Source organism: Paracoccus sp. UBA889, from assembly GCA_002294185.1.
In the GTDB taxonomy this organism is placed as follows: Bacteria; Pseudomonadota; Alphaproteobacteria; order Rhodobacterales; family Rhodobacteraceae; genus Paracoccus.
In genome coordinates, this window is record DBFD01000046.1 from 132,411 (window position 1) to 142,859 (window position 10,449).

Genomic DNA, 10,449 nt, shown 5'->3' on the forward strand with positions numbered 1-10,449 from the left:
GGAACTCGTTAAAAAAGCACTGGTGAACAAATCGGACTTTACGTCCAGCCACGCCCTGCTCAAATCTGTCCTTTTGGTCAGGATCCGCCGTTTCTTGACGGGAGCAAAGATTTTTTCTTCAATCTCAAGTTGTTTTTAGCGACTGTTCCGAATAGCTTGGGCACCGCGCCGCTGAGCGCCCGGACACCAGATCGTCTGGCAGTATGGAGTGATGAATGCCCGACGGTTCCGGGGAGGCGACAAAGGGGGCTTCGGCCCCATCCGGCGACATCGTGGCGCTTCGCATCCTGGCAACCACGGACGTGCACATGAATGTGCTGCCCTATGATTACCTTGCCGATCGGCCCAGCGGACGGGGCGGTCTGGCGCGCACGGCGTCGCTGATCGCGCGGCGGCGGGCCGAGGTGGACAATTGCCTGCTGCTGGACAACGGCGATTTCCTCGAAGGCACGCCTCTGGGCGATTTCGCGGCGCGCAGGACCGCCGGTATGGACCGTCCCCATCCCGCCATCGCCGCGATGAACGCGCTGGCCTATGACGCCGCCGCGCTTGGCAACCACGATTTCAGCTTCGGGCTGGCATTCCTGCGCGGTGCCACCGATCGGGCGCGGTTTCCCGTTCTGGCGGCCAATCTTCATGTCCGGCGCGGGCGCGGCTTTGCCCCCTATGCGATCGTCGATCGCAGCCTGCGCGACGTGGCCGGGCGGCAGGTGCCGATGCGCATCGGGCTGGTCGGTTTCCTGCCTCCCCAGACCGCCGAATGGGACCGCGACCTGTCTTCGGACCTGATCTGCGACGACATCGTGGCAACCGCGGGCAGGATCGTGCCGCAGATGCGCCGCGCGGGGGCGCAGATCGTCATCGCCCTGGCCCATACCGGAATCGGCGATCCGGCCGCGCGACCGGGGATGGAGAACGCCGCCACCGCCCTGGCCGCGACGCCGGGGATCGACGCGGTGATTGCGGGCCACACCCATCAGGTCTTTCCGGGTCGCGATTTCCGCGCCATTCCGGGCATCGACCCGCAGCGCGGCACGCTGGCCGGCAAGCCTGCGGTGATGGCGGGATTCGGCGGATCGCATCTGGGCGTCATCGACCTGCGGCTGCGCCGCGACGGCGCCGGCGGCTGGCAGGTCGCCGCGTTCGACTGCCGGGCCGAAACCGTGCCCGCCGATTTGCCCGCCGCGCCCGAGATCGCCCGCCCCGTCATGGCCGATCATCGCGACACGCTGCGCCAGCTGCGCCGGCGTGTCGGCCGGTCGGACGCGGCCCTGACCAGCTACTTCGCGCTGATCGGCGTCGATCCGGGGCTGCGGCTGGTCAACATGGCGCAACGCTGGCACGTCCGGGCCGGGCTGCGTGGCACCTGCTGGCAGGATCTGCCGGTGCTGTCGGCATCGGCCCCGTTCCGGGCCGGCGGAAGGGGCGGTCCGGGCCATTACACCGACGTCCCCGGCGGGCGGCTCAGCCTGCGCAGCCTGTCGGATCTCTATTCCTTCCCGAACCGCATCTGCGCGATCCGCCTGGATGGCGCGCAGTTGCGCGACTGGCTGGAACGTGCGGCCGGGATGTTCAGACGGATCACGCCGGGCGGTCACGATCAGCCGCTGCTGGCCGAGGATTTTCCCTGCTACAATTTCGACGTCGTGGATGGGGTGACGTGGCAGGTCGATCTGTCGCAGCCCGCACGCTTCGGCCCCGATGGCCGGCTTGCCGACGCGGCCGCCTGCCGGATTCGCGATCTGTGCTGGCAGGGACGGCCGTTGCAGGACCGCGATGTCTTCGTGCTGGCGACCAATTCCTATCGCCTCGCCTCTTGCGGATTGTTCAGCCCGCTGGTCGCGGGCAACGAGGTGGCGCTGAAGGACGGGGCGCTGACCCGCGATGTGCTGCGCCACTACATTCGCCGGCGCCGCCGGATCCGGGTCCGCCACCGCGCGCATTGGCGCTTCGCCCCCATGCCCGGCACCAGCGTGCTGTTCGAGACCGGCCCCGGCAGCCTGGACCATCTGGCCGAACTGGAACGCCATCTGCCCGGCCGCCTCGACCATACCGGCGCCTCCGGCGATGGCTTCGTGCGGTTCAGACTTTTCCTCTGACGGGGTTGCATCGGCTCTGCCCGCCGATTATCTGTCGCGCCGAGAGGTTGGCGCGGGCAGGCATCTCGCCAATCCGGTCAGGTCCGGAAGGAAGCAGCCGTAACGAGCCCCGCCTGGGTCGTTGTCCAGCCTCTCACCCTCAAACCACGGATCGGAACCGGCCGCGATGCCATCGCGCAACCGCGATCATGGCCGCAAGGCGCATTGACGATCCGTTCCGTATCCATTCCGTCTTGCGTCGTGGCGGTGTCGCGCCCATCATTGCGGCATGGAGACGCGCCCCTTCGCCCTGGCCACCCTGTTGCTGCTGCTGCCCCTGCCCGCCCCGGCGCAGGCGCCCTACCAGCCGCCGCCGGCCGATGCGCCGCGTCGGTCGCAGGATGCCGAGGATCCGACCGATCTGATCGGGCGCGGATTGGGAATGTTGTTTCAGGATCTGTGGAACGATGTCGGCCCCGATCTGAACCGGCTGGGCGAGGACATGTCGGGCGCGCTGTCGCGGATGGCGCCGGTGCTGAAGGATCTGGCCGTGCTGGTCGATGATCTCGGCAATTACGAGACGCCCCGGCGGCTGGAGAACGGCGATATCGTGATCCGCCGCAAACCGGGCGCCCCGCCGCCGCCGCCCATCGGCGAGAATCTTCGCGATTTCCCGGATCCGGATGCGCCGGGCGCCGATCAATCCCCCGATCAGTCTCCGGACGGGCCTTCGGTGCCGCGCGACCCGGACGCCCCCGAGATCGAATTGTGATCGGGATTGGCATTGCCGATCAGGCGGCGATGCCGGCGGGCCTCGGCCAGCGTATCCTCGAAGCGCGCGATGCCCTTGGCTTCCAGCGCGGGAATCAGCCGCAGAAATGCCTGCGCGGTGGCGATCGCATCGCCCATGGCGCTGTGGCGCTGATCGGGCGGAATCGCGATCCCCAGCCTTTCGGCCAGCGCGTCCAGCGTGTGCGCGACCGTGCCACCCCAGACCATCGCTGACAGCAAAACGGTGTCCAGCACCCGGTTGTCGAACTGCGCCCCCGATTCGGGTGTGGCGGCGCGCAGCAGGCCCATGTCGAAGGGCGCGTTGTGGCAGACCAGCACGGCATCCTCGGCGAAATGGTGAAACGCCATCAGCGCGGTCCTCATGTCGGGCGCGCCGGCGACCATCTGGTCGGTGATGCCATGAATGGCGCTGGCGCGCGCGGGGATTCGGCGTCCCGGATCGACCAGCGTCTCGAACCGCTCGCCGGTCAGGCGGCCGCCCGCGATACGGATCCCCGCGATCTGCACGATCCGGTCCCGGGCCGGATCCAGTCCGGTCGTCTCGGTATCGAAGACCACGCAGGTCAGATCCGCCAGCCGCGACGAGGCCGCCGCGCGCGAGGGCAGCGCGAAATCATAGGTCAGCCCGGCACCGCCAATGCGGTCCGGGGCCCGTCGCAGGGGCAGGACCAGCCGGGCACGCGAATCGTCGGCTTCGGGCCAGATGCCGGTGCCATGCGCGGCCAGGATGTCGGCCCCGCTGCGGTCGGGCTGCGCCGGATCCGGCGCCTGTCGCAGCCAGTCCTCCAGCCGGTCCATCGGCAGTGGCGGGCCGTCCCATTCCAGCAGCAGATGCGCCTCGCCCGGATCATCCGCCGCGACACGCAGCGCGGGCGCCTGGCCCATCGCCCGCAGCCGATCCTGCAAAAGACGCAGCAGCGCGCCGATCGCATCCGCCTCGGCCAGCAGCGACAGCGGCGGCAGATCGGTCGCGCGATCCAGTCCCGCGGCCAGTTCGTTCAGCCCGGCGCGGGCGGTGGGCGGCGCGTCGGTCATGACCTCGGACAGGCGGCGGGTGGCGCGGGCCAGGCCCTGCCCCTCGGCCCGGATCGCGGCCGCCAGCGCAGGCGGGATCGGTCCGTCCAGCGCGTTCAGCATCGGCACCAGTGTCGCGGCGTGTCGGCGCAGCGCCTCCAGCGCGTCGCGGGGCGCGGGCCGGGGCGGGGCCGTCTCATGCAAAATCAGCAGCGTGCCTTCATCCAGCCGCCGCATCCGGCCGGACAATCGTGTCCCTTGCGCGGTCAGGCAGACCAGGTCGGTCGCCTCGGCGCCCGCCTGCAACCGCGCGGCGGCGGCCTCCAGCGCGCCGGGCGCGATATGGCGATGCAGCGGGCGGTCCAGCGCAAGCCCCGGCAGCAGCCGCGCGGCCGAAGCATTGTAGAACACCACCCGCCCGTGCGGATCGGTCATCAGCGCGCCGGCGCCGAAATCGGCGAGGATGGATTCCAGCGCCGCCTTTTCCCGCGTCAGATGGGCGGCGTGATCGTGAAGGGCGGCGGTCAGTGCCTGATCCGTCCGCGCCCGCGCCGCCGCCGCGTCGCGCACGGCCGGGCCCAGATCGGCCAGATAGCGCGCCTCGTCCGGCTCGGGCGCCTGCCCGGTGCGCAGCCCGCCCGCCAGAACCTCGATCGGGCGGGCGATGTGGCGGTCGAACAGATACCAGATGGCGGTGACCAGCGCCACGGCGGCAAGGCCCGCGACCATCCCGGCCTGGATCAGAAGGTCCAGCCCGAATTCGATCAGCGCGTCAAGCTCGGCAAGGCTGCGGCCGGCCACCGCAAGGCCCAGACCGATCGCCGCCACGATCCCCGCCGCCAGGCCGGCGAAGATCAGGAAGATCCGCAGGCGCAGGGACAGGCGGGTCAGCACGGTTCCGCCAGAATGCGGGTCATCTCGGCGCGCAATTCGTCCAGTTCGAAAGGTTTGGCGATAAATCCGTCGGCGCCAAGCGCCATCCCCTTGCGCCGCTCGACGACAGAGCCGCGGGCCGTCATCATCAGCACGCGGATCCCCGACAGGGCCGGGTCGGCACGCAGATCCTGCACGATCTGGTAGCCTGAGACATCGGGCAACATCACGTCCAGCAGGACCAGATCGGGACGGGTCTCGCGGATGCGCTGCACCGCACCCTGCCCCGAGGCCATGCGGACGTGGCTGTGCCCCTCGCGCGTCAGCAGGAAATCCAGCGCGGTGGCGATGTTGTCCTCATCCTCGATCACCAGGATCCGGGCCATCCTTCCCTCCTCCTTGCTGACAGACGACGGCCCAGACCGGATCGTCGGGCGCCGCGCTGACCCAATCGCCGCGCGCGGGTTTGATCCGCCCGGCCGCGCAGTCGAAATCCTGGGGCACGACAAGGGTCTGGCCGCGTCGCTCGACCAGCAGGATTTCGGCGCGCCGGATCCCGTCCCGGTCGGTGATCGTCGCCGGATCGAGCGCCGCGAAACGCAGCGTCAGCGGCGCGAGATAGGTCCAGGGCGCCCAGGCCACGCTGCCGGTGCCCACCATCAGCACCCGCGCGCCATCGGGCAGACGCGCCACCGCGCGGTCATACCAAGCGTAGTCGTTCCAGACCGAATAGCCAATCATCGCCAGCCCGATCCCCGCCGGCAGCAGCCAGCGCGGCAGTGCCAGCCCCGCCTTGCGCAGCGCGTGCAGCATGGCAAACAGGAACGCGGCGGTGCCGACGCCGACCGCGATCACGCCCAGAACCTCGACGCCCACGCCCGTCATGCCAGCATTCCCTTTCCCTGCCCCAGGGCAGATTGCATTCCCCTGACCACGACAAAGGCGTCACGCAGATGGCTGCGCTGAAAATCCGCCAGATCGCCGGGCGACAGGTAATTGTCGGGCCTTCGGCCCGCGCGGATCAGATCGGCCTGGTTGTCCAGCCGCATGGTCTGGATCAGGTCATAGGCCGCGATCAGATCGCGCGCGCCGCTGCCCGACAGGACGCCCTTGGCCTCGGCATCCTGAAGGCGTGCCCGCGTGCTGACCGGCGTCAGCCGGCCCTGCAACGCATGGATGCGGGCCATGTCGGTGACCGGCACGACGCCGTTGTGCTTCATGTCGATATGGTGGCGATGCTCGCCCGTGCGGATCGTGGCGAAACCGCCGATCAGGCCCAGCGGCGGGCGGTGCTTCAGCGCATTCGCGGTCATGTGCGCCACGAAGATCGAATTCTTCGAGGCCGCCTGCAACGTATCCTGTTGCAGATCGGCCAGCAGGCCCGCCTCGCCGCCGATGGCGCGCAGGTCGAACATGACGCTGGCCAGCATCTGCGCCTCGGGGCTGGGACGGGCGATCCAGTCGCGGAAATAGGCCCGCCACACGGTGCGGGGCTGACGCCAGCGCGGATTGGTAGCCATCATGTTGCCGGGGCAATAGACATAGCCGCAGGCATTCAGCCCGTCGCTGACCAAGCGTGCGAGTTCGCCGAAATAGGGATCGTCCGGATCGGCGGCATCGTCCAGGATCAGGCAATTGTCCTGATCGCTGACGCCGGTCTGTTCCTGGCGCCCCTGAGATCCGCAGGCCGCCCACAGGAATGGCGCCGGCGGCGCCCCGAGCTGCGCCCGGGCCATGTCCAGAAGCCGCCGCGTCACGGCATCGGCCACATCGGTGATCATGCGGGTGATGACTTCGTGACGCTGATGCGCGCGGCTGAGGTTCAGCAGCAGATCGGGGATGCGCGCGGTCATGCGGGCCATCTCGGCCACGCTGCCGGCCTGCGCCACGTCGCGGATCAGGCCGGAGGCGCTGATCGCCTGCACGCGGGTCAGGTCGGTCTGGCTGATCATGCCGACGAAGCGGCCGTCCTCGACGACCGGCAGATGGCCGATGCGGCGTTCCAGCATGATGTTGAGCACATCATAGCCAAGCGCCGAGGGCGGCAGGGTGATCGGATCGGGGGTCATCACGCCCCGCACCGGACCGCCGGCGTCGCGCCCTTCGGCCACGACGCGGTTCGACATGTCGCGGATGGTGAGAAGGCCCACCAGCCTTTCGTCTTCGGTGATGCCGATGCTGCCGACGCCGGCCTCGCGCATCCGGCGGGCGGCCTCGATGATCGGGGTGTCGGGACCGCAGGCGACGGGCGCGCGGCGACCCAGCAGATCGCCAACCTTCAGCGTCGCGATCCGGGCGCCGCGCCCCTCGGGGCCACGGCCCCGTTCGAAGAACCGCGCCACCGCGCGATGGTCGCGGATCAGCGCCCTCAGATCGGCGGCGGGCAGCATCAGGATCTCGCAATCCTCGATGGCCGTGGCCGAGGTCACGGCCACGCCGTCGCGCAGCAGACCGCGTTCGCCAAACGAATTGCGCGGCCCAAGTTCCGACACCGAATCGCCGTTGCGGTCGGTGACGCGGACGCGGCCGGTCCGGATCAGATAGAGGCCGGGCAGCCTGTCGCCGACCTGATAGATCCCGGTTCCGGCCGGATAATGCCGGTGCGTGAAGGTTCCGGCGACGCGCGCCAGATCCTCTGATTTCAATCTGTCATAGGGGTGCACGGTGGCGATGAAATCGACGCTGTCGGACATCCCTGGCCTTCCCGTGACATGGCTGGCCGCGCCCCCCCCTGATGAGGGGGCGCGGCCGGATTCGGTTCAATGCGCGACGGCGTCGCCCGCGCCGCGCGGCACGCGGATCGATTCGACCAGTTCCTGCACCTCGATCGGCGGTTCCTCGGTCGCGTTCGACACCAGATAGGCGACGCCGAAATTGATCAGCGCCCCGATCGTGCCGAAGGAGGCGGGCGAGATGCCGAACAGCCAGTTCGCGGCCGTATCCTCCAGCATGTTGGTGCCCGAGATGAAGAACCAGCCCTTGTAGGTGAAGATGTAGAGCAGCGTGGACAGGATCCCTGCCAGCATCCCCCAGATCGCGCCCTGCTTGTTCACGCGCTTGGAGAAGATGCCCATCATCAGCACCGGGAAGATCGAGCTTGCCGCCAGACCGAAAGCCAGGGCCACGGTCTGCGCCGCGAAGCCCGGCGGGTTCAGACCCAGCAGCGTCGCCACCAGGATCGAGACCCCCATCGAGATGCGGGCCGCGAGAAGCTCGCCCTTCTCGCTGATGGCCGGGTTGATCGCACCCTTGATCAGGTCGTGGCTGACCGCGCCCGAAATTGCCAGCAACAGCCCCGCCGCCGTGGACAGGGCCGCGGCCAGACCGCCGGCGGCGACAATGGCGATGACCCAGCCCGGCAGGTTCGCGATCTCGGGATTGGCCAGAACCATGATGTCGTTGTTCACCGTGGTCAGTTCATTGCCCTGAAGGTTCTGCGAGGCAGCCATCTCGGCCGCCGGGCCGGTCGTGGCGGTGTCGTTGTAATACTGGATCAGCCCGTCGCCGTTCTTGTCTTCCCAGTTCAGCAGGCCGGTGACCTGCCAGTTGCGCATCCAGGCCTTGTCGGGATCATTCTGGATCTGGTCCAGCGACACGGCCGGCTGACTGAATGTCTCGCCGGTCGCGGCGCCCGGCCACATCGTCGTGGTCAGGTTGAACCGCGACATCGAGCCGACGGCCGGCGCGACGGTATAGAGAAGCGCGATGAAGACCAGCGCCCAGCCCGCCGACAACCGTGCATCCGAAACCTTGGGCACGGTGAAGAAACGGATGATCACATGCGGCAGTCCCGCCGTGCCGATCATCAGCGCCAGCGTGAACAGCACCATGTCCAGCGTGGACTTGTGATGCCCGGTATAGGAATTGAAGCCCAGATCCGTGACCACCTTGTCCAGCGTCGCCAGGAACTTGCCGCTGCCATTGTTCAGAGAGCCGAACAGACCGGTCTGCGGCAGCACATTGCCGGTCAGTTGCAACGCGATGAAGACCGCCGGGATCGTGTAGGCGATGATCAGCACGATATACTGCGCGACCTGCGTATAGGTGATGCCCTTCATGCCGCCAAGAACGGCATAGACGAACACGATCGCGGCGCCGATCCACAACCCGGTCGAATTCGACACCTCCAGATAGCGCGAGAAGGTGACGCCCACCCCGGTCATCTGGCCGATCACATAGGTGATCGAGATGATCAGCAGGCAGATCACGCCGATGATCCGCGCGGTGCCCGAATAGAAGCGGTCGCCGATGAATTCCGGTACGGTGAACTTGCCGAACTTGCGCAGATACGGCGCCAGCAGCATCGCCAGCAGCACATAGCCACCGGTCCAGCCCATCAGATAGGTCGAGTTGTCGTATCCGGTAAAGGCGATCAGCCCCGCCATCGAGATGAAGCTGGCCGCCGACATCCAGTCGGCCGCCGTGGCCATGCCGTTCATGACCGGGTGGACGCCGCGATTGGCGGCGTAGAATTCGGCCGTCGATCCGGCCCGCGCATAGATCGCGATGCCGATATACACCGCGAAGCTGAGGCCGATGAAGATCAGGTTGAGGGTAAACTGGCTCATGTTGGATCCCCGCTCACTCGTCCACGCCGTGGTCGCGGTCGAGCTTGTTCATCCGCGCCGCGTAAAAGAAGATCAGCACGATGAACACCAGGATCGCGCCTTGCTGCGCGAACCAGAAGCCCAGATCCGTGCCGCCGATCCTGATGCCCGAAAGCAGCGGTCGCAGGATGATCGCGAAGCCGTAGGATACCAGTGCCCAGATGGCGAGGCAGATCCAGATGATCCGCAGATTCGCCTGCCAGTAGGCGTTCGATGATGTTCTGTCACTCATGTCCTTGCGGTCCTCCCTGTTCAGACATGTCCCTCGTCCCGCCTTGCCGTCCTGCATCCCGGTCGCGCCCCGTCAGGGCTGCGCGTGACGCGATTCGGGGCCGGCGGGCGGCCCCGTATTCTCCCGGCGCCGCTCAGCCGCGGTTCATCCGGTTCTCGATCAGGTCTTCCACCACCTCGGGTTCGGCCAGGGTCGAGGTGTCGCCCAGGCTGCCATAGTCATTCTCGGCGATCTTGCGCAGGATGCGGCGCATGATCTTGCCCGATCGCGTCTTGGGCATCCCGGGCGCCCACTGGATCAGGTCCGGCTTGGCGATCGGGCCGATCTCGCTGCGGACCCACTTTTCCAGCTCGGCGCGCAATTCCTCGGTCGGCTCGACCCCGCTCATCAGGGTGACATAGGCATAGATCCCCTGTCCCTTGACCGGGTGCGGATAGCCCACGACCGCTGCCTCGGCGACTTTCTCATGTGCGACCAATGCCGATTCGACCTCGGCCGTGCCCATGCGATGGCCGCTGACATTGATCACGTCATCGACCCGGCCGGTGATCCAGTAATAGCCGTCCTCGTCCCGGCGGCAGCCGTCGCCGGTAAAGTAATAGCCCGGATATTGCTGGAAATAGGTTTCCTCGAAACGCTTGTGATCGCCCCAGACGGTCCGCATCTGGCCCGGCCAGCTATCGGCGATGCACAGCACGCCCTCGGCCGGATTGCCCTCTTGCACCCTGGCCGATTCGGCATCGAGAATGGCCGGCCTGATGCCGAAGAACGGAACCGTGGCCGAGCCGGGCTTGGTCTCGGTCGCGCCCGGCAGCGGCGTGATCAGGTGGCCGCCGGTTTCGGTCTGCCACCA

9 protein-coding genes and 1 other RNA gene are annotated in these 10,449 nt (G+C 67.8%); 3 read left to right on the forward strand and 7 right to left on the reverse strand.

Annotated features, from left to right (window positions below):
* Positions 1-272 precede the first annotated feature (272 nt).
* From B4L36_RS08650 to B4L36_RS08660, 3 genes are all read left to right on the forward strand, one after another.
* A complete protein-coding gene (locus tag B4L36_RS08650; RefSeq protein ID WP_292955450.1) occupies positions 273-2,099 on the forward strand; it encodes a bifunctional 2',3'-cyclic-nucleotide 2'-phosphodiesterase/3'-nucleotidase in 1,827 nt (608 codons plus the stop codon).
* Positions 2,100-2,140: 41 nt separating this feature from the next.
* Positions 2,141-2,237: signal recognition particle sRNA small type (gene ffs, locus B4L36_RS08655), an RNA gene on the forward strand.
* A 130-nt stretch (positions 2,238-2,367) separates the two neighbouring features.
* Positions 2,368-2,850, forward strand: coding sequence for a hypothetical protein (locus B4L36_RS08660; protein WP_292955453.1), 483 nt, complete (start codon positions 2,368-2,370; stop codon positions 2,848-2,850).
* Here the strand turns inward: B4L36_RS08660 and B4L36_RS08665 are convergent.
* The 7 genes from B4L36_RS08665 to B4L36_RS08695 form a co-directional block, all read right to left on the reverse strand.
* Positions 2,790-4,778 carry a 3'-5' exonuclease gene (locus tag B4L36_RS08665; RefSeq protein WP_292955456.1) on the reverse strand — a complete coding sequence of 663 codons (1,989 nt, stop codon included), beginning with the start codon at positions 4,776-4,778 and terminating at the stop codon, positions 2,790-2,792. The two genes, B4L36_RS08660 and B4L36_RS08665, sit on opposite strands and share 61 nt — an antisense overlap.
* Positions 4,772-5,143 carry a response regulator transcription factor gene (locus tag B4L36_RS08670; protein ID WP_292955459.1) on the reverse strand — a complete coding sequence of 124 codons (372 nt, stop codon included), beginning with the start codon at positions 5,141-5,143 and terminating at the stop codon, positions 4,772-4,774. The genes B4L36_RS08665 and B4L36_RS08670 overlap by 7 nt, the downstream gene beginning before the upstream one ends.
* Complete coding sequence (locus B4L36_RS08675; protein ID WP_292955462.1) at positions 5,115-5,642, reverse strand: hypothetical protein; 528 nt, start codon at positions 5,640-5,642, stop codon at positions 5,115-5,117. The genes B4L36_RS08670 and B4L36_RS08675 overlap by 29 nt, the downstream gene beginning before the upstream one ends.
* Complete coding sequence (locus B4L36_RS08680) at positions 5,639-7,450, reverse strand: DUF294 nucleotidyltransferase-like domain-containing protein (RefSeq protein WP_292955465.1); 1,812 nt, start codon at positions 7,448-7,450, stop codon at positions 5,639-5,641. The genes B4L36_RS08675 and B4L36_RS08680 overlap by 4 nt, the downstream gene beginning before the upstream one ends.
* A gap of 66 nt (positions 7,451-7,516) precedes the next feature.
* Positions 7,517-9,325: a sodium:solute symporter family protein gene (locus B4L36_RS08685; protein WP_292955468.1), complete on the reverse strand. Its 1,809-nt coding sequence runs from the start codon at positions 9,323-9,325 to the stop codon at positions 7,517-7,519.
* A 13-nt stretch (positions 9,326-9,338) separates the two neighbouring features.
* Complete coding sequence (locus tag B4L36_RS08690) at positions 9,339-9,596, reverse strand: DUF4212 domain-containing protein (RefSeq protein ID WP_292955471.1); 258 nt, start codon at positions 9,594-9,596, stop codon at positions 9,339-9,341.
* Between the two features lie 133 nt (positions 9,597-9,729).
* On the reverse strand, positions 9,730-10,449 hold a 720-nt coding region (locus B4L36_RS08695), incomplete at its 5' end, for an AMP-binding enzyme (RefSeq protein WP_292955473.1).

Bases quoted from the DNA above. Each gene is read 5' to 3' on its own strand.
- B4L36_RS08660 (WP_292955453.1), top strand. From the start codon at position 2,368: ATGGAGACGCGCCCCTTCGCCCTGGCCACCCTGTTGCTGCTGCTGCCC.
- B4L36_RS08670 (WP_292955459.1), bottom strand. From the start codon at position 5,143: ATGGCCCGGATCCTGGTGATCGAGGATGAGGACAACATCGCCACCGCG.
- B4L36_RS08675 (WP_292955462.1), bottom strand. From the start codon at position 5,642: ATGACGGGCGTGGGCGTCGAGGTTCTGGGCGTGATCGCGGTCGGCGTC.
- B4L36_RS08680 (WP_292955465.1), bottom strand. From the start codon at position 7,450: ATGTCCGACAGCGTCGATTTCATCGCCACCGTGCACCCCTATGACAGA.
- B4L36_RS08685 (WP_292955468.1), bottom strand. From the start codon at position 9,325: ATGAGCCAGTTTACCCTCAACCTGATCTTCATCGGCCTCAGCTTCGCG.
- B4L36_RS08690 (WP_292955471.1), bottom strand. From the start codon at position 9,596: ATGAGTGACAGAACATCATCGAACGCCTACTGGCAGGCGAATCTGCGG.